Origin of the sequence: Nostoc sp. C110 (genome assembly GCF_043099725.1) — a bacterium.
In the GTDB taxonomy this organism is placed as follows: Bacteria; Cyanobacteriota; Cyanobacteriia; order Cyanobacteriales; family Nostocaceae; genus Nostoc; species Nostoc muscorum_A.
Genome location: NZ_CP171148.1, coordinates 157,478 through 181,634 on the forward strand (window position 1 = coordinate 157,478; position 24,157 = coordinate 181,634).

24 protein-coding genes are annotated in these 24,157 nt (G+C 40.0%); 13 read left to right on the plus strand and 11 right to left on the minus strand.

What is annotated here, in order from left to right; genetic code table 11:
- Positions 1-299: 299 nt before the first annotated feature.
- Positions 300-809, minus strand: coding sequence for an allophycocyanin subunit beta (apcB, locus tag ACFFRD_RS06510; protein ID WP_069071277.1), 510 nt, complete (start codon positions 807-809; stop codon positions 300-302).
- A 357-nt stretch (positions 810-1,166) separates the two neighbouring features.
- Here apcB and glnA point away from each other — a divergent pair, with 357 nt between their 5' ends.
- Complete coding sequence (gene glnA, locus ACFFRD_RS06515) at positions 1,167-2,588, plus strand: type I glutamate--ammonia ligase (RefSeq protein WP_392480850.1); 1,422 nt, start codon at positions 1,167-1,169, stop codon at positions 2,586-2,588.
- A 131-nt stretch (positions 2,589-2,719) separates the two neighbouring features.
- Here glnA and ACFFRD_RS06520 read toward each other — a convergent pair whose 3' ends face one another.
- Positions 2,720-2,920, minus strand: a complete 201-nt coding sequence (locus tag ACFFRD_RS06520; RefSeq protein WP_012411649.1) for a hypothetical protein — start codon at positions 2,918-2,920, stop codon at positions 2,720-2,722.
- 289 nt (positions 2,921-3,209) lie between these two features.
- Here ACFFRD_RS06520 and ACFFRD_RS06525 point away from each other — a divergent pair, with 289 nt between their 5' ends.
- Positions 3,210-4,268 (plus strand): class I SAM-dependent methyltransferase, encoded by a 1,059-nt coding sequence (locus tag ACFFRD_RS06525; RefSeq protein ID WP_392480852.1) that lies wholly within the window; start codon positions 3,210-3,212, stop codon positions 4,266-4,268.
- A 789-nt stretch (positions 4,269-5,057) separates the two neighbouring features.
- Here ACFFRD_RS06525 and patX read toward each other — a convergent pair.
- Together patX and ACFFRD_RS06535 are read right to left on the minus strand one after the other, a co-directional pair.
- Positions 5,058-5,285 (minus strand): heterocyst-inhibiting protein PatX, encoded by a 228-nt coding sequence (gene patX / locus ACFFRD_RS06530; RefSeq protein WP_041565664.1) that lies wholly within the window; start codon positions 5,283-5,285, stop codon positions 5,058-5,060.
- Positions 5,286-5,392: 107 nt separating this feature from the next.
- Positions 5,393-7,186, minus strand: a complete 1,794-nt coding sequence (locus tag ACFFRD_RS06535; protein WP_392480853.1) for an FAD-dependent oxidoreductase — start codon at positions 7,184-7,186, stop codon at positions 5,393-5,395.
- 821 nt (positions 7,187-8,007) lie between these two features.
- Between ACFFRD_RS06535 and ACFFRD_RS06540 the strand changes: the two genes are divergently transcribed.
- Positions 8,008-8,949 carry a hypothetical protein gene (locus ACFFRD_RS06540; RefSeq protein ID WP_392480854.1) on the plus strand — a complete coding sequence of 314 codons (942 nt, stop codon included), beginning with the start codon at positions 8,008-8,010 and terminating at the stop codon, positions 8,947-8,949.
- Between the two features lie 70 nt (positions 8,950-9,019).
- On the opposite strand, the gene ACFFRD_RS06545 is transcribed toward ACFFRD_RS06540, so the two are convergent.
- Together ACFFRD_RS06545 and ACFFRD_RS06550 are read right to left on the minus strand one after the other, a co-directional pair.
- Entirely contained in the window at positions 9,020-10,690 is a 1,671-nt protein-coding gene (locus tag ACFFRD_RS06545; RefSeq protein ID WP_179073653.1) for an ABC transporter ATP-binding protein, read from the minus strand.
- A gap of 184 nt (positions 10,691-10,874) precedes the next feature.
- Positions 10,875-11,168 (minus strand): hypothetical protein, encoded by a 294-nt coding sequence (locus tag ACFFRD_RS06550; protein WP_392480855.1) that lies wholly within the window; start codon positions 11,166-11,168, stop codon positions 10,875-10,877.
- Positions 11,169-11,806: 638 nt separating this feature from the next.
- On the opposite strand from ACFFRD_RS06550, the gene ACFFRD_RS06555 reads away from it, so the two are divergent.
- Positions 11,807-12,115 carry a hypothetical protein gene (locus ACFFRD_RS06555; RefSeq protein WP_114080570.1) on the plus strand — a complete coding sequence of 103 codons (309 nt, stop codon included), beginning with the start codon at positions 11,807-11,809 and terminating at the stop codon, positions 12,113-12,115.
- A gap of 285 nt (positions 12,116-12,400) precedes the next feature.
- Here ACFFRD_RS06555 and ACFFRD_RS06560 read toward each other — a convergent pair whose 3' ends face one another.
- Positions 12,401-12,610 (minus strand): hypothetical protein, encoded by a 210-nt coding sequence (locus tag ACFFRD_RS06560; RefSeq protein ID WP_114080571.1) that lies wholly within the window; start codon positions 12,608-12,610, stop codon positions 12,401-12,403.
- Positions 12,611-13,066: 456 nt separating this feature from the next.
- On the opposite strand from ACFFRD_RS06560, the gene ACFFRD_RS06565 reads away from it, so the two are divergent.
- Together ACFFRD_RS06565 and trxA are read left to right on the plus strand one after the other, a co-directional pair.
- The gene (locus ACFFRD_RS06565; protein ID WP_179073651.1) at positions 13,067-13,393 is read left to right on the plus strand and encodes a hypothetical protein; all 327 of its coding nucleotides are present in this window, start codon (positions 13,067-13,069) and stop codon (positions 13,391-13,393) included.
- Positions 13,394-13,612: 219 nt separating this feature from the next.
- A complete protein-coding gene (trxA, locus tag ACFFRD_RS06570) occupies positions 13,613-13,960 on the plus strand; it encodes a thioredoxin (protein WP_012411639.1) in 348 nt (115 codons plus the stop codon).
- Between the two features lie 136 nt (positions 13,961-14,096).
- Here the strand turns inward: trxA and ACFFRD_RS06575 are convergent, their stop codons facing one another.
- Positions 14,097-14,630 (minus strand): dihydrofolate reductase family protein, encoded by a 534-nt coding sequence (locus tag ACFFRD_RS06575; protein ID WP_179073650.1) that lies wholly within the window; start codon positions 14,628-14,630, stop codon positions 14,097-14,099.
- A gap of 137 nt (positions 14,631-14,767) precedes the next feature.
- Positions 14,768-14,899, minus strand: a complete 132-nt coding sequence (locus tag ACFFRD_RS06580; RefSeq protein WP_392480857.1) for a hypothetical protein — start codon at positions 14,897-14,899, stop codon at positions 14,768-14,770.
- A 240-nt stretch (positions 14,900-15,139) separates the two neighbouring features.
- Here ACFFRD_RS06580 and ACFFRD_RS06585 point away from each other — a divergent pair, with 240 nt between their 5' ends.
- The 3 genes from ACFFRD_RS06585 (at position 15,140) to ACFFRD_RS06595 (ending at position 18,678) form a co-directional block, all read left to right on the plus strand.
- Positions 15,140-16,609: an ABC transporter ATP-binding protein gene (locus ACFFRD_RS06585; protein ID WP_392480859.1), complete on the plus strand. Its 1,470-nt coding sequence runs from the start codon at positions 15,140-15,142 to the stop codon at positions 16,607-16,609.
- Complete coding sequence (locus ACFFRD_RS06590; RefSeq protein WP_392480860.1) at positions 16,606-17,664, plus strand: ABC transporter permease; 1,059 nt, start codon at positions 16,606-16,608, stop codon at positions 17,662-17,664. Before ACFFRD_RS06585 ends, ACFFRD_RS06590 begins: the two co-directional genes overlap by 4 nt.
- A 75-nt stretch (positions 17,665-17,739) precedes the next feature.
- The gene (locus ACFFRD_RS06595; RefSeq protein ID WP_392480862.1) at positions 17,740-18,678 is read left to right on the plus strand and encodes an ABC transporter permease; all 939 of its coding nucleotides are present in this window, start codon (positions 17,740-17,742) and stop codon (positions 18,676-18,678) included.
- 31 nt (positions 18,679-18,709) lie between these two features.
- Here the strand turns inward: ACFFRD_RS06595 and ACFFRD_RS06600 are convergent, their stop codons facing one another.
- Entirely contained in the window at positions 18,710-18,973 is a 264-nt protein-coding gene (locus ACFFRD_RS06600; protein ID WP_392480863.1) for a hypothetical protein, read from the minus strand.
- A gap of 250 nt (positions 18,974-19,223) precedes the next feature.
- Here ACFFRD_RS06600 and ACFFRD_RS06605 point away from each other — a divergent pair, with 250 nt between their 5' ends.
- Positions 19,224-19,679, plus strand: coding sequence for a DUF2214 family protein (locus ACFFRD_RS06605; protein WP_392480864.1), 456 nt, complete (start codon positions 19,224-19,226; stop codon positions 19,677-19,679).
- A gap of 163 nt (positions 19,680-19,842) precedes the next feature.
- Here ACFFRD_RS06605 and ACFFRD_RS06610 read toward each other — a convergent pair whose 3' ends face one another.
- The gene (locus ACFFRD_RS06610; protein ID WP_392480865.1) at positions 19,843-21,138 is read right to left on the minus strand and encodes a chloride channel protein; all 1,296 of its coding nucleotides are present in this window, start codon (positions 21,136-21,138) and stop codon (positions 19,843-19,845) included.
- A gap of 442 nt (positions 21,139-21,580) precedes the next feature.
- Here ACFFRD_RS06610 and ACFFRD_RS06615 point away from each other — a divergent pair, with 442 nt between their 5' ends.
- The 3 genes from ACFFRD_RS06615 (at position 21,581) to ACFFRD_RS06625 (ending at position 23,853) form a co-directional block, all read left to right on the plus strand.
- Positions 21,581-22,852, plus strand: a complete 1,272-nt coding sequence (locus tag ACFFRD_RS06615) for a carbamoylphosphate synthase large subunit (protein WP_392480866.1) — start codon at positions 21,581-21,583, stop codon at positions 22,850-22,852.
- 82 nt (positions 22,853-22,934) lie between these two features.
- A complete protein-coding gene (locus ACFFRD_RS06620; protein ID WP_392480867.1) occupies positions 22,935-23,222 on the plus strand; it encodes an alpha/beta fold hydrolase in 288 nt (95 codons plus the stop codon).
- A gap of 76 nt (positions 23,223-23,298) precedes the next feature.
- Positions 23,299-23,853, plus strand: coding sequence for a RidA family protein (locus ACFFRD_RS06625; protein ID WP_334805745.1), 555 nt, complete (start codon positions 23,299-23,301; stop codon positions 23,851-23,853).
- Positions 23,854-24,157: the final 304 nt, after the last annotated feature.

Genomic DNA, 24,157 nt, shown 5'->3' on the forward strand with positions numbered 1-24,157 from the left:
AAATTTTTAGTATAAAGGAAGTACAGAATAAATTTCCTAAGATTTCTAAGCTTTACAACGTTCAGAGTTTGGGAGGCTGGGATACTATTCAGAAGAAGTTTTTCGATGACGGCGCAATCTTCGACAAAATACAAGTGGACAACGCTAACATGTCCTTTTTGAACTAGATTAGAGAGGCGTGACATTACCCTTTAGCGGCAAAAACTTGAATTAAAAAAGCGATCGCTCTTTCCCACAAAGACAAAAGTGCGATCGCTATTTATATTTATGTCGTGGCAGACATCCGGCCCACCTAAAATCTAAATATCTATCTCGCTCAACTCGCGTGTAATGTGATCAAATGGTTCATCCACAAAAGCAGTATTAACCACACCTGCTGCTGCTACTTGCTCCTTAATCAGATCCTTGAGAATCTGGATACCGCGAACCGTAGGTCCAATAGGCACGCCTAGAGAATTGTAAGTTTCCCGTAGCCCTTGTAGCACTCGTTCATCCAATACATTTGTGTTCCCAGCAACTAGTGCATAGGTAGCGTAGCGCAAATAGTAATCAAGGTCGCGCAGACAAGCTGCATAACGACGAGTTGTATAGGAATTTCCACCGGGGCGAATCAATTCTGGCAGTTCTTCATATAACTTCAAACCCGCCTGCTTGACAAGTGCAGCCGCATTAGAATTAATCGCTGCCGCCGCTTGTACTCGCACTGTACCACTGTCAAAGTAAGACTTTAGGCTATCGATCGCATTCCGGTCAAAATACCGACCAGCTAAGTCATAATTCTTAATTAAACTTGTTACCGCATCGCGCATTCTTTTTTCTCCCAATCCTTGCTATTTATGGTTTGATATTTATTTGGCTGCACTTACGCACCAGTAAATTTTTGTGCTATTTAAAATAGATTCGGCACAAAAACAATCTATCCACTATTTAAGGATTCTATGCCAAAGTTGACCCCTATATGATGAACTTTCCAGTTTTGTACAGATGAGCGCTGAAAGGTTAATATAACCTGATAATCCAGATATCTGTAACATAAACTACAAAATCAGCTAATGTCTACTATTTAAGATATTTCTGGTGTGTCACGGTCTGATTGAGATCAGCAGGGTTAGGATGCAATGTAAGATTCTGGTTGACTTTAGGAAATTGGTAGAGAAGGAGTAACAATGACTACACCACAAGAACTCTTGAAGAGAATTCAAGATGAAAAAATTCAACTGATTGATCTCAAATTCATCGACACAGTAGGGACTTGGCAGCACCTCACACTGTACCAAAACCAAATCGATGAGACTGCGTTCACTGATGGCGTAGCTTTTGACGGTTCCAGCATTCGGGGTTGGAAAGCGATCAACGAATCGGACATGACGATGGTACTCGACCCCAACACTGCTTGGATCGACCCATTCATGGAAGTGCCAACACTAAGTATAATTTGTAGTATTAAAGACCCCCGCACGGGCGAACCATACAACCGTTGCCCACGGGTTATTGCCCAAAAAGCAATAGATTACCTGGTTTCCAGTGGCATTGGTGATACAGCCTTCTTTGGCCCTGAAGCTGAGTTCTTTATCTTTGATAGTGCTAGGTTTGCCCAAACTGCTAACGAAGGCTATTACTTCTTAGACTCCGAAGAAGGTGCTTGGAATTCCGGTAAAGCCGGTACAGATGAAAAACCCAACTTGGGTTACAAACCACGCTTCAAAGAAGGTTACTTCCCAGTCGCACCGACGGATTCTTTCCAAGATATCCGTACAGAGATGCTGTTGACAATGGCAGAATTAGGTGTACCGATTGAAAAGCATCACCACGAAGTTGCTACTGGTGGTCAGTGCGAACTAGGTTTCAAGTTTGGGAAGTTGATCGAAGCGGCTGACTGGTTGATGATTTACAAATATGTCATCAAGAACGTTGCTAAAAAATATGGCAAAACCGTCACCTTCATGCCAAAACCGATTTTTGGCGATAACGGTTCGGGAATGCACTGTCACCAGTCCATCTGGAGAGACGGCCAACCTCTGTTTGCAGGTGATAAGTATGCTGGTTTGAGTGATATGGCGTTGTACTACATTGGTGGTCTTCTCAAACACGCACCAGCGCTGTTAGCAATTACTAACCCCAGTACCAACTCATACAAGCGCCTAGTACCTGGTTATGAAGCTCCTGTAAACTTGGCTTATTCTGAAGGGAACCGTTCTGCTTCTATCCGTATTCCTCTATCTGGTAAAAACCCCAAAGCCAAGCGTTTAGAATTCCGTTGTCCAGATGCTACATCTAACCCCTACTTGGCATTTGCTGCAATGCTTTGTGCTGGTATCGACGGCATCAAGAACAAAATACATCCTGGTGAACCCTTAGATAAGAATATCTATGAACTCTCTCCAGAAGAGCTTGCAAAGGTTCCCTCAACTCCAAGTTCTTTAGAACTGGCATTGCAAGCACTAGAAAACGATCACGCTTTCTTGACAGAATCAGGCGTATTCACGGAAGACTTTATCGAAAATTGGATTGACTACAAGCTTAACGAAGCCAAGCAGTTACAGCTACGTCCTCATCCCTATGAGTTTTACCTCTACTACGATGCTTAATTAATTAAATTAAGAATCGTATCTAACTAAAATTAATAAGTTTAGCCACCCTAGAGTAGAGGGTGGCTTTTTTTTCCAGAGTTGTCAGTTGAGATATTCACTCAAAAAATCTAGCTTCAAACTCTTGAAACTTAACTCATGGAAGCGTGGCTGGGGCCATAAATCATCCGACTACTAGCATCTACCTTCCCTTGAATTGGGTTCCAGTAGTGAGATACTTCTTCAGGAAGACCAAGTTCTTGTGCAGCCCGCATCAGCATTGATTGTTGGCGATTCTTGACTTGCTGATGTTCACGCACCATCAACGCACGAGATTTATCTGCGATAGACATAATCATAGTCCTCTCTATTTTGTGAATATATAATTTTTGTTTTCCTACAAGACTAATATAGCAAAAATTCTGTAACATAAGCTACTTTTTACATAAGTTTATGTTTTCTTTTGCTGACAATATTAGCCATTTATCCCCAAAGCTGGAAAAATCTTGCTCAATCTATCTCTAATGGCTAAAATCATCTGGCTTCAAGTTGTCTTCCCTGGGAGCTTTTACTTTTCCAACAGTAGATAATTTTTTCGTTACAATTATTTACATAAAAGTAATCAAAACTGAAGCTATTTTTATGCCTGAGAGTTTAACTAAGCTGACTTATCAGACCTTTCAGCAGGGAAAAAATTACTTTGGTCTGGCTCACAAGATATTAAGTTCACAGTTGAGGAACCTGGTGTATCCGACACTTGAACAAAAGACCAAACCCATCCCAAATGAGCTTTTAGTCCAGCTTCAACAGAGATTGAACCAGCTGCTCGAAACAGACTGGCAAGATGCCCAAAAAGGTGTCTACCCCGAAAGTTTATTGTTTGATAACCCCTGGCAAGACTTTTTTTCCTACTATCCTCTGATGTGGCTAGATTCTCCTCAAATCTGGGAGCGGGTTAAACAACAAAATTATCAAGCTTTTTCGCCCGAAATTGACACAGATGGTTATCCCAGCTACTACGTGCAGAACTTCCATCACCAAAGCGATGGCTATTTAAGTGACTTGTCAGCCAATTTATATGACTTACAAGTAGAAATTCTTTTTGGTGGGGCAGCTGATGTGATGCGGCGGCGAATTCTCGCTCCTCTCAAGCAAGGGCTGAAAGCTTTTGATTCGGTTGCACCAAAGCAAGTCCGTATTTTGGATGTAGCTTGTGGAACTGGGCGGACTTTAAAGTTAATTCGGGCAGCCTTGCCTCAAGCATCTCTATTTGGCACAGATTTGTCACCAGCTTATTTGCGGAAAGCAAATGAACTACTATCGCAAATCCCAGGAGAACTGCCGCAACTTTTGCAAGGGAATGCCGAAGAGTTACCTTATGTAGATGATTATTTTCATGCTGTAACTTCTGTTTTTCTCTTTCATGAGTTACCAGCATCTGTACGTCAGACAGTTATTGAGCAATGCTTCCGGGTGACAAAACCAGGAGGAATCTTTATTATCTGTGACTCAATTCAGTTGAGTGATTCACCTGAGTTGGAACATATAATGGATTCTTTTCCCGAAACTTTCCATGAACCTTATTACAGGCATTACACCACTGATAACTTGCTAGAGCGTTTACAGAGAGTAGGCTTTGAGAATATTGAGATACAAACCCATTTTATGAGTAAGTATTTCATTGCTCATAAGCCAGCTTGAAACAATACCTTTTCATTGCCTTTTCTTTAAGGAAACTTTACCTAAAAAGGACAGATGCAAAATTTTGCATCTGTCATTGGGTGTAGAATAATTAAGATGAGTGAGATTATCTAGCAAATTCTTCTTAATATTTATTTCGTTGAACACCATCTACGAGGAGAACGAACCAGGGCGCAAGAGTAGCTCATAAATAGTAATATTTGTTGCCAAGTGCAATAAATCTATACTACTTGTGCAAATCCATGTTCTAGATAAGCTCAAATGGAACGAAAGGGATTTTATGCTTAGGTAAAGGACGCTAAACACGCGTCGAAGTGAAGATCCATTAGTTGCTCATATAGAAACCAGCTACTCAATGTATGAGAAGAAAAGATATTGGGGAATAAAGTGAATGAAGTTGCCTTAAGACTATTTCCTTAACAAGCAAAATGTTTGAATTAGACGTGCTTTAGATTAACTGATAGTCTAAATAACATCTATTTCTAGAGCCGTTAAGGATTGAGATGCAGAGCTTCCCAGCGAATATAAGCAACAGTTATGTAGCTTTTGGGAGTTGTTAATGCTGCTGATCAAGACACTTAATTTTATTTGCGTTTTGATCGCCAGGATTAAAAGACCAACTAATGATATACAAAGCTTGCAGTTGAAATACTAAGCGATCGCTGAAGATTTTCGTGTGTCAACTGTATATATCTCTGTCACAAAAGCTGTGTCAAATATGTTGGCACAACATCTTTCTGGAACTTTAGTTTTGGTTCTTTTTGAAGAACAGGCATTATCCTACGGTGGTTAAACCACAACATAGGTATTTCCGAATTTTTGTGTCACTTCCCTACGCCCACTACCGCGATGACGTGGCGCATCATCTGGATTTTGTTCAGATGCTGCCGAGAGCCACTGTTCCGAAGTAGGCGTGGAAAGTAGCCCAGTTGATAAGTGATTGACCATTGCTTGGCAGTTAGAAGCTAAGGGGCCGAACACCAGACTCGATACTAAAAGTGAAATGGCAGCACGCATAGCAAATGTCTATTTTGGAACTCTCCACTTCACTGATACTTAGCTTTTTGATTAATATCCGGACAATTAATCAAAAAGTATTCTGTTTTACTGAAAATAAACTCTTCTTATCCTCCGTTTAATTGTTCGACTAATAACCAATTACCAAAGTGGTTCTGGCGACCCCACAATGTAACTAATTGTTCGTGAGGGTAAGTGCGTAATTGCTCGTCGATATGCGATCGCAAAGTTACAAGCTGCCAATTTTGCCCTTGATATGCGGCTGGCGCTGTGACAGCAAATCTGTATTCCTGCTGTTCCAAGCGGAAGAAAATGCCTTTGAAACAGTTACTTTCCCGAATTAATGCCTTTTCAAAAGCAGAGTCAGGGTACTCATTCTCCGATGGGCAAGGGCAATAACCACTAACTGGATAGGCTTGTGGGTTATTTAAGTAATACAGTTGCCAGTCCAGCCAATCCGAACGATTGGGTGGAAGATTAAATAAAGGAATAATTGCTGTTTTTGAACGATTATCCTCTAATAAAGCTGTTTGCAGTGATCTAACAGGTAAATGCCTCGGCTGACAGTTTAACTCAACACACATCGCCGCCGCCATACCTGCTGCTTGACCGATGCCCATAACCACAGGTTGTAATCTGGTAGCGCCATTGGCAATGTGAGAGACAGAAATGTTCTTTTCACAAACCAAGAAACCATCTGTTGTGACTGGAATTAGGGAACTGTAGGGAATTGTAAAGGGTGTTCCAGTCCAACGCCCGCCCCAACGGATAGATTTTGGTTGCAGTGGGAATTGAACACCAGGATAATGATGGTCATTGGCGTAGTTACCAACTGCGATCGCTTCGCAAACGGCAGGGGCGAACGCATCATTAAATATAGATGCAACTCTTCCCCCGGCAATCGGCAAAATATCCTGTTCTCGGACAGTAGTTAGTCCCAATAAGCGGCGGCTTTCCCGGTAATAGGGATGGAGTGCAAAAGCTGTAGAGGCGTGAGGAAAAACTTTATCTGCTAAACCATAGCGACGACCAAGCTGATTTTGGATAAAATGGGCAAAATTTTGGCTATGCCAGCGAGATTCTTGGATGAATTCACCTCTGGACACATCTGACTCTATCAGCCGCCCTACTCCTTGGCCGTAGTCATTGCCACAGATTGGCCAATTAATCATGAATCGATTACCAGGCAAACGTCCATAATTCAAAAATGTCTCTGCTCCATAGCCATCCCAAGCATCTGTAAACTGTGATGGATTATAGTTAGGGGCAGCTGGAATTTCTGGTGCAATTGCATCACCAAAGTCTTGCATAATCACTACATAAGTGGGCGCTTGCACAGGATATTTCTGGGTGAAAGAGTTAAAACCCACTGGGGCGCTTGGTTCTCCCCACTCAGATTGCAACTCCCAGCCCCAACGGTAAGGTATCTCAGCTAAAGCTAATAAATCTCCTAATTCTGTACCGTCGAGAATAATTTTGGCTGTGACAGCAAAATCAGCAAAGCGCACACCAGTAATAGAATCACCTTGCCGGAAGACTTCTAAAGGCACTTGTCCAGAAATCCAGTGCAGATTTGGTAATTCTTGCACCCAGTCTGCAAAAATCTCTGCCCCAATTTGAGGATCGTAACTAAAAAAGCTTACCCAGCTGTTATCTAATCCTCCGAGCTGTCGTTGCCGCAATTCCTGCAAAAACGCACCCCATAAACCCGTTTGAAAGGCTTCTAATTCGTTGCCATCGGGTGCAGATACTCCAGCCGAAGTTAGCATTCCCCCCAACCAAGGAAATTCACTCACCAGAATCGTTTTGACTCCCCGTCGTGCCGCTTGGATAGCAGCCGCAGTACCGCCGGTTCCTCCACCGACAACTAAGACATCAACTGTGTATGTCTGATTAACCATTGCTTAACCTCATTGGAGTTACGTTATATTCCCCCAGATAGCTTGGCATCAAATAGATAAATTATTTTATTTTTCAGATACTGAGCATTAAAGGTTCTCAAGCGAAACTGGCTGGAACTAATACAGAATAAATTATTATTTCTGATTCGATTTATCAACCTTATGTACTACGTCCACAGTTCTGGGCTTTAACATAATTTTGTCTTTCTGATTAGTTATAAATACTCTTTTGATATATATAATTCCTAAATCATTCCTGAAAAATTAGATCCCCCACTTCTTTGAGAAGTCGGGGATCTAGACACCGCAAATTTTCACAATTCATCTAGGATTGCTATACAAGCGCCTATATCTCTGTTAACTCAGTAGATATAGTAATCCTATTTATAGTTACATAATTTATTTTTTACGTTGCCATACTTAGATAAGTTTCTCATGTCAGGAAAAACAAACTTTTTATCTATCTACATATCACTTTTTTAAAAGTGAGATTATTTCAATTTTTGTACTCAGCTAGTAGAAAGCTTGTAGCAAATTTGTTCCTTTTAATTTATACATAAATCAGAAAATACAATATCAAATCCTTTAATAGCAAGACTTATAAAGAATTTTCTTATATCTGGATCTGCATAAGATTTAGTATTACATCTAATCAGGGATTGAATTTTTTAGATAGACTCATGAGGACTTATTTTAAATGGATATAAATAAATACAACTTGTATATACAGCTAAAGATAGAGGTTATGACTATAGATTGGTATTTAAAATTAAAATAAATAGATTTTATGGATTAATAGCACTAAGTAACATCAAAATATTATGTTTACCAATTGTTTGAAAAACAATGAGGAATTAAGTGCAAATAAAGATAGTAATGTTTCAAATGTTGAAATAGCACTTTTTATAGATAAAATCAAAAGTAATATCTGGATGTTTGGTATTCCATCTTGGCTTTTTGGGATAACCGATAGAAGCATAGCTGCATTTGCTGATGGTTATTTATCTTATATAGAAATATTTCAGCTATTTACAGCCTCTTTCTTTTTTGTGAGCTGGCTATATCTCAAGCCTAACGAAAGCTTCAACAGTAATGATTTAGGGCCCAGCCAATATCAAGAATATCTCGCTCGTACTCAAGCTAATAAGCTTCAAGTAAAAAAGCTCCACATGATTAGCCAGGAGTATATTTTACCATTTCCTTATCTTTGCCAAATTTATCATTTATTGAACTTAAAGCATTTAGAAACAGTTCATAATTTTAGCCTTAATAACCTGAAAATCTTCCAAATTAGCCACTTTCAGCCCACCAGCACTGGTGGAATAATCAAATTCCAAACAATATTAGACTCGCCAGCGAATCCTTTGAGAATTTGGCGACAACCGATTGTGGAGGTAGATTTAATATTACATACTCCATATACCGTTGAATTGAGTATTCCAGTTTACAATAACAAAAGAATAATTGTTTTATTTAATGCTTTTCCGTTAAATGACTCAGAACATCAGTTCTTTATAGATATATATAGTGACCTAGAGTGGCCAAAGCCATTATTACAAATAATATTGCATTTTGCTTCTTGTTTGACACTATTTGAAGATTTGCCCTATTTAAGAGCTTTAGCGGATAAAAATATAGGGCGTTTATTCCACTTAAGCAGGGCTTCAAATCACGAGACTGCATTGCTATTTAAAAGATTCGTTGAACTATATGCTTCGAGTGGAGAAGCGACTAAATTACTTAAGGGGAGTGAAGAGAGTTAGGAGTTAGAAGAGACGCGATTAATCGCGTCTGTACAGGAGTTAGTAATTCATAACTTCTCACTTTGTTGAGTTAGGCGCGTGCTAGTAAAGGTGCAGCAGCTAGTAGTGTTTTGGTATAAGGGTGCTGAGGATTGGCAAAAATAGTTTTTGTCAGACCGAGTTCGACAATTTTGCCACCATTCATCACGGCAATACGATCGCACAAAAATCTAGCTAACCAGAGATCGTGAGTGATGAATAGATAAGTTAACTCAAATTCTTCCTTTAATTGCAACATCAAATCTAGCACTTGCGACTGCACGCTAGCGTCTAACATACTCACAGGTTCATCGCAAATCAAAAGTTTAGGGTGAGTAATCAAAGCACGAGCGATCGCAACTCTTTGCTGTTGTCCCCCAGATAAATCTGATGGATAACGCTCATAGTATAATTCTGAGGGTGTTAACCCAACTTTCTCTAGCATCCACAAAACCTGTTCTTTTGCCTTAACAGGATTGGCTAAATTGTGGATAAATAAAGGATCGGCGATACTTTGTCCCACAGTCATCGCTGGATTGAGACAAGCATGGGGATCTTGAAAAACCATTTGGATTTGTCGCCGTGAGGAGCGAATTTCTTGAGGTGACAGTGTAGTTAAATCTTGTCCTAAAAATTGAACTTTGCCACTGGTGGGACGAATTAATTGCAGGATTGTTCGTGATAGTGTGCTTTTACCGCAACCTGATTCACCGACTAAGCCGAGAATTTCTCCTGGATAAATATCCAGATTGATACCATCTACTGCTTTAATTGTCTGCGCTTGTGTGTTAAACAGTCGTTCGATAAAGTTAGGTTCTATGGTGTAGTATTGCTTGAGTTCTGTAATACTCAAAATTGGAGATTGCTTATTAATAATCGGTAATTGCTTTTCTGAGTCGTTGGCAATTATCAATTCTCCATCATCATTTACTGCTTGAATGTGTAAAGCTGCTTTTAAGAGCGATCGCGTGTATTCATGTTGAGGTTGTCTAAAGACGGTTTCTGTAGAACCCATTTCGACCATTTTGCCTTGGTACATCACGCCAATGCGATCGCAATACTCAGCCACCATTGCTAAATCGTGAGAAATCAGCAACAATCCCATGTTTTCTTCACCGCACAGGCGAGTTAATTCTTTCAATATCTGCGCGGAGACGGTGACATCTAAACTGGTGGTGGGTTCATCGGCAACAATTAACTTGGGGTTGAGGAGTAAAGCTAAAGCGATCGCTACCCGTTGGCGCATTCCACCGCTAAATTCGTGGGGATACTGATTCCAGCGACTAGCGGGGATATTCACCTTCGCCAAAGTAGCAAGTGCTTTTTCTTTGGCTTCCCGCGTTGATAATTCTGGTGAGTGCGCCTGAAGAGTTTCGATACAATGCTTACCAATCGTCATCAACGGATCGAGGCGTGTCATAGGATCTTGAAAAATTAGTGCGATCGCCTCTCCTCGAAATTTCCGCAATTGGTTAGGCATCAAGTCAAGCACCGACTGTCCTTGAAATGTCACCTTTCCTTCAACACAACTAGAGGCTGGTAGTAAACGCATTACTGCCCGCCCGATAGTTGACTTACCACAACCTGACTCTCCCACCAATCCCATTCTTTCACCTGGTTGCAAGGTGAAAGATACATCATCAACCGCCCAGCTTGCCTCTTCTCCACTCCGTTGAGGATAGGCAACTCGCAGATTTTCGATACAGAATAAGGCTTCACTCATATTTAGTTATCAGCCCTGAGCTACCAGCTTTTATAATTTCAAATTTAAGATAGTCTATCAGATTATTATTAAAGATCCGTTGTGCGAATATCTTTATTCTCTTAGCTTACTGATTTATACCGCTTGTCTCAAGTTTTATCAGTTAATGTTAGGAGACAAGCAAGTATTTTTACTATTAAACTAATTAATGCTCATGATCTTGATGATGATCGTTTGTACCTTGCTCAGTTTCTAGTAGCCGTGAAATCAGCACGTCTGGTCTTCTACTAATAACAGACCTAACTTTATCAATAGCAACTACTTCACTTATTTTTACAACCATTTCCCAGAGAGTATCCTCTTCTGTATCTTTGTTGTAAGTTCTATGTTTAAACCACAACAAATCATCCCAAACTCCAATAATTGTGGCGAAATACCACTTCTCTCGTACTAATATCCAAATTTCTTGTTCTAAGTAAGTCTGTAGAAGAGATTTCACAATGGCTAAGATAATTAAAAAGATTGTGCTACATATTAAGTAAGTATTAACAGGTAAGACAACAGTTAAAATACTGATATGTTTTAGTGTAAATTATATTTATATAATTTAACGATTAGCAAGCACAAAACCTAGAATAACTATGTTCTAGCCAATATCTCAGTTGATAATTGTCTAAATTTGACCAACAATACCTGTATAAAATACAATTTCATGATTTAGTATTAGCTGTTACAGAAAAGAAGTATATAATACAGTACTCTCACTGAGATATATTGAGACTATCCCCCAAGTAGTATTATTCCCAAGAGTGCGACCCAACCTAACAGAACTGTTTCCTATTTAGTACCTTGGATGATATAGAACTCATATTTGATTTTTGAAAAAACTCCGTACAACTCAAAAAGCCTTCTTTTCTATTGCCTCTTACCTACCCACGCAAGTAAGTATAGCTACGCGCAAACAAAAATCAAAGTGTATTCCTATATCAGCCAGTTCCAGATATTTAATAAGGTAGTTTAACTGATTAATTCACCCATTTGCGGGAGGTAATTAACAAGCCAATAAGTGTAGCTTGCTTATAGTAAGACCAACAGAAGATGGTTTGAAGTAGCAGTTACACAACAGATGTATCAATCATGTTAAACCTAATATTAACCAGATGTATAAAAAGCCAACTCTTGCTGATTTCAGCAGCTTTTTTGCTGGCTGTACAAACTTCTGCCAATGCTGAACAACCCCTTCCTAGTTTGACTCCTGCACAAGCTCAAAGTTTGTCCCGTGACTTAGTTCCATATAATTCTCAAGACTTTTTTAGACAAGGAAAAGATTCGATTGAGAGAGAAATTCAAATTCTTAGGCAAAGGCAACTACGCTCAATTAAACCTGTTCTAAAGATTGAGTCAGTACAGCAGATTAAAAGACCACCTACGCAGCAAAAACCCTAATATAGCATTCAGCTTTGATTTCTATTCGCACGGCGTGGGTAGGCAAGAGGCAATAGGCAACAGAAAAAAAGCTTCTTTGAGTTCTACCTAGCTTCGTAAAAATCAAATCTGAGTTCTGTATGTTATCTAAGTCGGAAGTATTGTGATTTTATGATACTGATACCTTAGATAGCTTTGAGCCATAGCACATAAATCGCACTTTCAGGCATCACAATAACTAGGCTCTGCTTTCCATAAACAGAGTTTTTGTGTTTCAAATAACCTTTGTAACAAAAAGGTACAATTTTAATCGTCTAGCAAACTCATCAATGCTTGAACTTCAACGTCTTGCGGCTCTGATAATTGACACTGCAACTTTAATAACTGACTCTGTAGTGCTTCTACTACATGGATCATATTAGATTCTTGGGCAATTCTTAACTGATTTTCTTTAATTTGGATTTGTTGAAGCAAGTCGTTTTCAACATGAATTGAGTTGTAATGTTGAGCAATCATAGGTTTACATTTTTTATCAATAGCTAGAGAGGGATTGAAGAAGAATTCAGAAGTCAAGGCGGAGACGTTTAGCCCATTCTGGCTTCTGACTTATGACTCTTATTTCGACTAAATTTATCACCAATGCATTATTCCACACTTTTATCATTTTTTAAATATCTGGTAAATTAATTTTCATTACTCATAGTGTTTATGGGTATGGCAGACTTATATACACCATGTCCATTTTTTTAGGGGCTTTTACAAAAATGTAAATCATGATATAAGATTGGTTGACTTAAGGTGAATTTTAGATGACACACATAAGATTTATGCATGAGTAACAGAAAAGCTAGGCACAGAGAACACTGAGAAATAAGAGTTTGAGATATTTTTTTCGTAGGTTATCACAGATAAACTTATCTGTTACTTCATCGAGTCTTGTAGAGAATTTTCAACGATTGTTTTGTGAATGGCATGAACTTAAAACTTATAAAAAGAAAAATTTTTGCAATGGTAAAAATTATATCTACAGTTCTTATATCCAGCGCAATTGGATTAGAATCATGGCATATTTATGCATTAATAACTAATAGTAATATTCCCAGCAGCCTTAATCCAATTTTTTGGATTGAGCGTTTTGCCATGACGTGCCATTTTATCGAAGCTATTATAGCAGCTTTTTATGCACCTTCAAGAAAAAAGATGCCAATACAATATGCCACTTATACTTTTTTTGTAGGCACCATTGGGTTGTTAGAACTGTTTGATCGAGATGATGCTTCTACATCTTCTACATCCTGAAGGTGTGAGGTTTTTGGATTAGGTCGGTTGGTAGGTGCGATTTCTACGACGGGCTACGCCTACGCACCAAATGTAAGATTATTAAATCCCTGCTACTGACTTTTGCTCAGTAGCAGGGTGCCAATACAGGTGGCTGGTGAACCTGACGGACAGAAGAAGGTATAGTTTGTATAGTGAGATTTTTGCTGCAATTTTAGTTTAATACTAAGGAATTAAAAAATGTCTGCTGATACTCAGATAGTTGCTTATCTTGAAGAAAGTGAATTTGATGTTGTTTTAAATGGAAGTGAAGAGAAAGTTGTTGTTGTTGATTTTACTGCTACTTGGTGTGGCCCCTGTCGGTTGGTCAGTCCTTTGATGGAGCAACTTGCTGAAGAATACAAAGGCCGCGCCAAAGTTGTTAAGGTAGACGTTGATAGGAATAAGCCGATTTTCAAAAAATTCGGTCTTCGCAGTATTCCAGCAGTTTTAATTTTCAAAGATGGCATTTTAGCAGAAACCATTGTGGGAGTTTCTCCTTACGAGCAGTTTAGCGAAGCTGTTCAGAAGCTTCTTGAGGTTGTTTAAACTTAATTCGTAATTAACAAGGCTTTTTACCGGATATTTAATAACGGTATTGACGCTTCAGGTGGTGTTTAAATTTCCCGAAGTTTTGAACATCGGACTTCTCACCACTTGAAGCATAATTATGAATTATACATTTTTAAAGCTTCCCTTTTCGCCTATAATGTGATTGCAGTAAACCACTAGAATATTGTTTTGAGTTAATCAGTTCCAATTTTTCTTCAGGGGTTGGCGGTGGGAAAAGCTGTATACCGCTACCTAAGATAGTTGGAATAGTTGAAATAATATATTCATCAATCAAGCTGTGCTGAAGAAATGAATTGATTAATGCTCCGCCACCAACTAGCCAGATATTTTTAAAACCTTGAGCCTCTATATTTGCCAAGGCGTTCTTGACTGTATCAGAAACAAACACAACGTCCTCTCGGTCAGATTGGAGATGGCGTTTGGTGAAAACAAATGATTTCTTCCCCGGATAAGGCCATTCATCAAAACCCAGCCCTACTTCATAAGTATTGCTGCCTAAAACAATAGCATCAATGGATTCGTAGAAAGCAGCATAACCGTAGTCTTCTCCCTCTATATCAAGGATTGATAGCCAATCAATTCCGCCATCGCTGCGAGCAATATAACCATCCAAACTAGCTGCAATATAGAGTGTAACTTTCGTCATTTGGCTCTCCAAAATTTCACTGCTAATTAAAGTCTTAATCGCAAATTGGTAAATTTCTGATTGTATCACAAAAAACTTTTGCAAGAGACTCCATGAGCTGCGCTCACAAGAAACAATGAAAATGTGATAGATTTTGCTCAAGTAGTTGGTACAAAGGTCGGAATGACAGTAGTGCTGCAAGCCTGAGCAAGAGACAGACCGAGATGTCCAGTGGCACAAGGAAATGTGATATCCCAAATCTGAGTGGGAAACACGTAAGGCAGAATCATTTTTGAAAGGACATCACGCCATCTGTGACAACATTAATGGAGGTGAAAGATGGAAGTCACCTACACTCACTGTGCGGGATTAGATGTCCACAAGAAAACAGTAGTTGCCTGCTGCATGACTCCTGGAATTAAGATCGACAGAGGACTAAACATTGCGCCATTGTCCTAACCACTACCAACCGTTTTATTTTCAAGGCAGGTCTACTAAAGTCCTCACTACAAGCTATCAGCTTTGCGAATATGAACTATTTACGCTTACAAAATATTACCAAACGCTTTGGGTCTTTTATTGCTAACGACAATATCAATCTCTCTGTTGCATCTGGAACTATTCATGCAATACTCGGCGAAAACGGTGCAGGCAAGAGTACTTTAATGAATATTATTAGTGGACTTTATCAACCTGATGCTGGTGAAATTTATCTCCAAGAACAACCAATAAAAATTACCTCACCAAATGAGGCAATTAAATTAGGCATTGGCATGATTTACCAACACTTCATGCTTGTACCGAAACTTACTGTCACAGAAAATATCATCTTAGGGATGGAGAAAAATTGGCGGTTAAATCTTCAAGATAAACAGCAAGAAATCGCCGCCTTATCCCAAACTTATGGATTAGAAATTGACCCAACTGCCAAAGTTGAAAATTTATCTGTTGGGGCACAACAACGGGTAGAAATTCTCAAAGTTCTCTACCGTCGAGCAAAGTTGTTAATTCTTGATGAACCTACAGCAGTTTTGACACCGCCAGAAGTAAAATCACTAATTGCTATCCTGCGCCAATTAGCAGCCGCAGGCAACACAATCATTTTTATCAGTCATAAATTAGAAGAGGTAATGAATCTCTGTGATTCAGTAACAGTTTTGCGCCAGGGAAAGGTAGTAGCAACAACATCAACTAAAGCGGTGACATCTCAGCAGTTAGCAACATTAATGGTAGGACGGGAAGTAGCTTTACAGTTAAATAAAATTCCTACATTATCAGGAGAAATCATTCTATCGGTGCAAAATTTGCAAGTTGCTGATGAAAGAAATATTCTTGCTGTAAATAATGTATCTTTTGAACTGCGGGCGGGAGAAATTTTAGGAATTGCTGGTGTCGATGGCAATGGACAGCGAGAATTAGCTGATGCCATCGCTCTTGTGCGGACTATTAAGCAGGGTAAAATTGAGTTTACGCCCAAGCATTCCTCAGTGGCCTACATCCCAGAAGATAGGCAGACAATGGGATTGGTGTTGCAATTTAGCATCGCCCAAAACTTGATTTTAAAAGCTTTTAAATATCTGCCATTTTGTCGCCGTTTTTTGTTACAACCAGAAGCGATCGCTAATTGTGCCCAAGCTGCAATGCAAGAGTTTGACATTCGGGCATCAGGGAAAGATATCTTGGTAAGTCAGCTTTCGGGAGGAAATCAACAAAAAGTGGTGTTAGCGCGAGAACTGGCGCTAACACCAGCTTTAATTATCGCTATGCAACCCACCAGGGGGTTAGATGTCGGGGCGACAGTAGCCGTCCAGTCTCGAATCTTAACAGAACGCGATCGCGGTGCGGCAATTTTGTATATTTCTACTGAGTTAGAAGAAGTGATGGCAATGAGCGATCGCATTGCCGTAATCTACAGAGGTGAGTTTGTGGCTATTTTGGATGCAGCTACGGCGAAGGTGGAAGAAATTGGTTTGTTGATGGCTGGTGGGGTTAATGAATGATCGCAACTAATCGCATGAAATTCCTGTTACCAATCCTATCACCGCTAATTGCCATTGCCTCCGCCCTCATCGTCGGTGCTATCCTCATGCTAATTGCTGGGGCAAATCCCATCACTACATACAGCATCCTATTTCAAGAATCTCTCTCTACCTACTTTGGATTTGGTAATACCCTCACCAAAATGACACCGCTATTGTTCACCAGTTTAGGCGTGTTAGTGGCATTGCGGGCTGGGCAATTTAATATCGGTGGAGAAGGACAAATTTATCTGGGTGCGTTGGGAAGTACTTTAATTGGGTTATACGTGCAAGGATTACCTGCGGTGATTCATATCCCTTTAGCACTTTTAGCAGGATTTGTTTTTGGTGCAGTTTGGGGTTGGATTCCTGGTTATCTCAAAGCTATACGCGGAGTGAATGAGGTAATTACTACATTGTTGCTCAACTATATTGCAGTGAATTTAGTTAGCTACCTCGTACAAAATCCATTAATGGCAACAGGTGCGCCTAGCCCTTATTCGCCATTAATTGCCAAAACAGCCCAATTGCCGATTATCTTACCGCAAAGCCTCGCCCATGCCGGGATTTTATTCGGTTTAATTGCCGCAGGTATTTTATGGGTATTGTTAGTGCGATCGCCTCTAGGTTATCAAATTACAGCAGTGGGATTTAACCCGATTGCCGCCCGTTATGCCCACATATCTGTTGAACGTACAATTATGCTGGTGATGGCTGCTGCGGGTGGTTTAGCTGGGTTAGCTGGAAGTTGTGAAGTGATGGGGTTGAAATATCGGCTATTTGAACAAGTTTCCCCAGGTTATGGATTTGATGCCATTGCGATCGCCTTTTTAAGTCGTGGTAGTGTTATCGGTGTAGTCTTAACTTCTTTGTTTTTCGCAGCCCTTCGCAGTGGTGCAAATGTGATGCAGCGTAGTGCAGGTGTGCCAGTAACTGTAGTTTACGCGATTCAGGGGTTTATGGTGTTATTTATCGCTATCAGTTTCGCGCTGGAAAGAGAAATAAGAGTAAAAACGCAAAGGGACGCAAAGGTTTAACGCAAAGGAACACAAAGAAAACTCTGCGAAACTTTGCGCTTCCCTCTGCGAACCTCTGCGTTAAAAAATAACTCCATGAATAATCTCAACTTCTTCTCTGATTACTTAATAGCTACCTTACGTCTAGCCGTACCCCTAGCATTTGCAGCCCTTGGAGGATTGTACTCGGAACGGTCAGGCGTGTTAAATATCGCCTTAGAAGGAATGTTGCTTACTGGTGCTTTTACCAGTGCTGCTGCCACCTTCTACACAGGTAATCCCTGGCTTGGTATCCTCGCTTCCTTGATTGCGGGGGGATTAGTCGGACTACTCCATGCTTTTTTATGTGTAACTTTGCGTGTCGATCAATTGGTATCTGGGCTAGCAATTAATCTTGTCGCAGCTGGATTAACATCGTTTTTAGCCCGGTTAGTGTTTAGTGGCAGTAGTACACAGCAGTTACCTGGAATTGGGACAATTATTATTCCTGGTTTAGCCAATATTCCCCTGATCGGGCCGCTACTATTTCAATCAGATTTTTTAGTATATTTATTATTTATCTTAGTTATTTTAACTACATACCTTTTATTTAAAACTAGCTTTGGATTGACATTGCGGGCAGTGGGAGAATCTCCGAAAGCTGCTGACACGGCTGGAATTTCGATACAAAATATCCGTTATATCGCAGTGGTAATTAGTGGCTGTCTTGCGAGTTTAGGAGGTGCTTATTTAGCTCTGGTACAGGTAAGATTTTTTGCCGAGGGGATGAGTGCTGGTAAAGGATTTATTGCGATCGCAGCATTAATTTTTGGCAGATGGCATCCTGTAGGTAGTGTTTTGGCTTGTTTGCTGTTTGGGGCTACAGAAGCTTTACAACTGCGAATTCAGGCATTAGGGGCAAATATCCCTTACCAATTTTTAGTCATGCTACCTTATGCGATCGCTTTATTGGCATTGGTGGGATTAGCGGGAAAATCAACACCTCCTAAAGCTTTAGGTACTCCCTACTTTGGAGAAAATCGTCACTCAGACTAATTTAAAGTGAAATTCTGGATCGCAAGGGTAATTAAGATACTTTCATTTGCTTCCATAAGATGAGTTTCAACTCAGAACAATTACAAGCCCCATCACTAATTTCTCCTTCGCGATCGGCTAGCCAATCATAAATTTGTGCAGCTTTTGCCAATGCCACTTTTTCTGAATGATAAAGCCGAGGAGTAGGGCAGTAGACGTGGCCATTGATGTGTATAGCTACAATCTGCCAATAATCGCTCTCTGGTACAATTTCTAAAAACCCGTTGCTGTAAGACTCAATTATTCCTATATCCATCTACACCATCAAACTTTTTAACGTTGGCCACAACAAAGTCGATGCCAGCCAATTTTTGCAATTCGAAGCTGGAATCACCAGGGAATGAAGTAACAACCCCTGTTAATGATTGTGGATTCGTAGTCAATGAAAATCTGAATTATTGGTCACTTTTTAGCTAGTTGTCTTAGTGCTAGTTTGAGCTTGAGGGTGAAAGTTTTCGCATCAAAAGTAATATCAAAACAGTAAACTAGCAAAAACTAAAAATAATATGTGGATAAGTGCCATAGTTGCGTACTTACATTATTTAGGCTTCATGTTGTGTTTTGGCGCTCTGGTATCAGAAGCATTGAATTTAAAAAAAGAATTGAGTTTAAATGAAGCTTGGAAGATTGTCATAGCTGATGCAATATATGGCATATCAGCAACTGTCGTTCTTGTCACAGGCATTTTGCGTGTTATCCACTTTGGTAAAGGCACGGATTACTATTTAAGCAACCCAGTTTTTTACGCCAAAGTTGTGGTTTTCATCGTGGTGGGTTTACTATCTCTCTATCCCACTATTTCTTTCATTGGTTGGGTGAAAAGTCTGCGACAGGGGCAAGCACCCAAGCTAGAATTACTAAAACTAAATCGTCTCATGTGGCTCATTAGAATTGAATTGGTTGGTTTTACCCTAATTCCTTTATTAGCAGCAATAATGGCAAGAGGAATAGGTACAAACTAGGCTAAATTACTACTCCTGGGTCAGTAATACAGTTTTGGTAAACAAAAGAATCGAAGTTACACACAAGAAGCGATCGCTCTCCTGAAAATCAGGCGTTCACGAGGAAAATCAAAAGGCGATCGCACTTTTGCAGGTAAATTAACACAGTACCCTAGCTAGCCCTTCATTCAGTAGCTTCTCTCCGGGACTTCAGTTGAGATGCAATCAGAGGAACTTTGGGCGAGAGAAAAAATCCAATTAAACTGGCAAAAAGGATTGGTGTAAAAGGACTTAAGTTAGTCAGTTTTGACAGCAGCAGAGTTGTACTTATAGGTGTACGCGTTACGGCTGCATTGACTGCCGCCATTGTACAAATCATTGCAAGGGCGGGATTAAGCCCCGGAATTAACACTGCTACTGCTTTACCAATACAAGCACCAGTGAAAAACAGGGGGATGATGAATCCACCGCGCCACCCACCTGTTACCGTAATGCTAATGGCTGCCATTTTACCAAGAGCAAGAGTTAAGAGAAAAATAGCACCAAAGCTAGTAGTGAGGACTGGCTCTAATTCTTCATGTCCAAAATAACGGGTTAGGGGTAATAAAGCTGCTAAAGTGCCAAGCCCAAATCCTGCTAATGTTGTGCGTACATAAATGGGGCCTGGAATTCTAGCAAACAAGTAATCGCAGCCCCGAAAAATGCTCATAAAAATCCATCCCGCCACCGCCCCAATGATTCCGAATACGATCGCGATCGCAAAATCATCAATTTTTTCTAGGTGGTACTGGGGAAAATGCCAAGTGGGTGCAATTCCCAAATGTGTAATTGCTGCAAATACCAGATAACTCGCGCAACTTGAAACAATGGCTGGCATCAAAGCTTCGTAATATTCCACAATATGTTCATGGTGCAAAATCTCCAACGCGAACATTGCACCGCCAAGAGGTGCGCCAAACAAAGCTGTGAAGCCAGCCGCCATCGCCGCTAAACTCAAAGTTCTGAGGTCTTCACCCTGGAGTTTTAGGCGATCGGCAACCCAAGTACCGAAAGAACCTGTTACTTGTACTAGTGGCGCTTCTGGCCCAGCACTACCGCCTGCCGATATGCTGATTAAAGAAGCAAGAATCATTGAAGGATTTTTGCGAACATCTAAACGTCCGCCACGAAAATGAATATTATCAACAATCACGGCAATTTCACCGGGATTTCCCAGAAAATGAATCACCAGCCCGATAACTAAACCGGCGATTGGCATCACTATCAGGAGGCTAAAACCTTCAAATCGTTGCAGATGGTGAGTTAAAAACTCTAAAACATTCCAGTAAAACGCAGCGAATAGACCACCAGCAGTACCTACAGCTACCCAGAGGATCACCCACTGCGAAATCATCAGGGGATTACGTTTTATCAGTCCAAAAAGTTGAGCAAATGTCCAGCGTTGAGTTTGATTGCTAGCGGTGGTCTTTTTTGGTAACACTGTTTATTTCCTATTTGTGAAATGAAGAATATGGAATATTACGTTTTTTATCGTAAAGGCTATTTAGTTCACTGCATAATTTTTGGTCTATAAACCATTTTAGAGGAGCTTTCTTTTGATGGAATATCTAGCTAAATTTATTATTTCTCTTGGTAGATTAAATCAAAAGTAAAAAAGAATAAAATAATATATATAGCTAACAAATAAACTATAAATAACTATTTTTGTGCAAAAAAATATTGCAATTTTCAGTAACTTAAAGCTAGTCACAACAAACAACTGCAATAGGTTTATAAGCCAAATGACCCAGCAGATAGATTAATTACACCAGAATTTGCTCAAGCATTAGATTTTTTAAAATTGGTTTTATTTATAAATCTAATAAACTTGTTTTATATAAGCAACCGTATTCACAAATGAACGCAATTTATCTGAGAAATTAATGAACTCAAAATATAACTTTCAATACTTTCAAGGCAGTTCTCTTTCTGATTTGTTTACTCAAGATATCACAGATGGATCTTATGGATTTATCTTAAATTACCCTGCAACTGCGAGTTGGGCTGCTTATCCCAACCGGAAAAAATATTTTATTCAAGATGGCAGTAGTGAAGCCAGTAAAACCTCCTTCGACAAGATTTGTCAGAAAGAACCTTGGAAAAATCTGGCTGTCTTAGGCGATCGCCTTCCCGGAATTGTGATTATTCCGCCACCAAAGCCCCTACTTGAATACTGGCAAGGGCATTTGGGATTCAAGTACTCCAATATTGAGATGATGGATGGCTCAACTTATCTAGACGATCTCAGCCACAGCGAACGCTTTGATAAACTCATCACTCTATTTCCCTTTGATTGTCTAAAACCTGAAAAACACGCTGTTGCTTCAGACACCCATTACCGTTTACTCAGCAAAGTAACGCTAGAAGAACTAGGGGTGCAATGTCCAAAATATAAGAGCTACAATCTGCACCAAGTCAATATCGCAGACATTCAGTTACCACAATTTCCCTACTTAATTAAAACGTCCCACGGACTCTCAGGAGAAGGCACTTATATCATCAAAAGTCCCAGCGATCTAAACTATTGCCTTGAAGAAATTAAGAAATATCTTGATATTAAGTTGCTTGATACGATTATTGTCTCAGAGTTCGTCAAGAATGAAGTACAGAATTACTGCGTACAGTTCTATGTCAACAAAGCAGGAGAGATAACTCTCATCGGCACTACCGGACAACTCGTCACTCCAGAAGGCAACTATTTAGGAGGAGTGATTGACTACGGCAAAACTGACATGAGCAAGTTCTTTGAAATGATTGCCAACGTTGGTGATTATGCCCACAAACAGGGATATTTCGGCGTGATTGGCTTTGATGTGCTGGAAAACCAAGACGGGCAATTTTACGCGATTGATGCCAATTTCCGAGTTAATGGTTCTACTCCATTGTGCTTGCAGCGTCATACTCTACTGCGACTGGGAAAAGAAGTAGCTAAATACTCCAGTAGCTACCGAATGGAGGGGACATTAGAATCAATTCTCATAACCTTGAAACCAGAATTAGAACGCAAAGATTTGATTATTTTATCGGCTTTAGAGAAGGTTAAATACGGAAAAATCTACACTGATCTTTATGCGATCGTTACTGGAGAAACTATCGAACAAATGCAGTATGTTGAGCAGCAATTACAGACTAAAGGATTAAAATTACTCTCTTAAATAGTATATCAGCGTAGAACTATCTGGATTTACGGGTACTGAAACACGCGGTCAACTCAATTTTGCGGCTTTCCTATCAGCATTGGGTTCGCCTGGTGTTCTGGCTCGTGGCACACTGGCAATGTTCAAGTTTGACGAAGCACAAACACTCGCAACTATTAACGTGCCTGTATTGGTGATGTGTGGGGCTTCAGATATAGCGACTAAACCTGTGGCAAGCGATCGCATGAAAGCAGAATTACCTTACTCTGAAAGAGTCACCCTCAAACCAGGTGGACACATGGCATTGATGGAACAAAACGAGCAGTTTGCTGAAGCAGTCAGTAGGTTTAGCGCTGACTGTTCGCTCCGAAACAGCCATCTTAACTAGTGCTTTTTACTTCAATTCGGTAGATAATAGAACTCAGTATGAGCAAAAATACAGAACTCATATTTAGGGAGCTTTAATGACTCGACGTATTACCAGTGCTGTAAATTCGCTAGTAGCAAACTTATCACGACGAAATGCACTTTTGTGGCTTGGAGGTAGCGGGATAACTACCGCCTTTATGGTAGGAACCCAAAAGGAAGTGGGGGCTCAAGAAAATAAAGAGTTGAAATTGGTGAACCCACCAACATTATATGATGCAACCCGAAATGGCTATAGTCATATAGCTGTTACGCCACCAAGGACTAGAACCGTCTATATTTCTGGTCAATTTGGTTCGGACTTACAAGGAAATCTTGTCTCCGATGACTTTGAAAAGCAGTTAGTACAGGCTTTTAAAAACCTCCGTTTTGCCTTACAAGCAGTCGGAGCCCAACCAAAAGATGTAGCCAAAACTACTATTCTTATAGCAGATTACAACCAAAGTAAATTGATCCCATTAGGACGTGAAATTAGTAATTTGTGGGGATATAAACCACCAGCAAATACTCTTATTCCCGTTCCCAGGCTTGCACTTGACGGGATGTTGTTTGAAATTGATGCTTATGCGGTAATTCCAGAAAAAGGTAATTGAGGGCTGGTTCCAACATAACCCTCTTTAAATATCAGATGATATAACTTTTTTCAATAACAGCAGGCGGGGTAACAAATTCCCGCTCCTGCTGATCAATCATAGTGGTCTGTTCCATTAATTTTTCTGGGTTGGATAAATACTTCAATTTCCCTTCTTCCTTCTCTGCGAGACACTGCGTTAGCGCGATTCGTTCTCTTATCTCTCAAATTTAATCGCACAGACCACTAGTCAGACTATGAAACTGTAATCTTTAGCAATCAACCTTAGTGTAACGTTACTAATTTGGGAACAATAAACTGAGAAA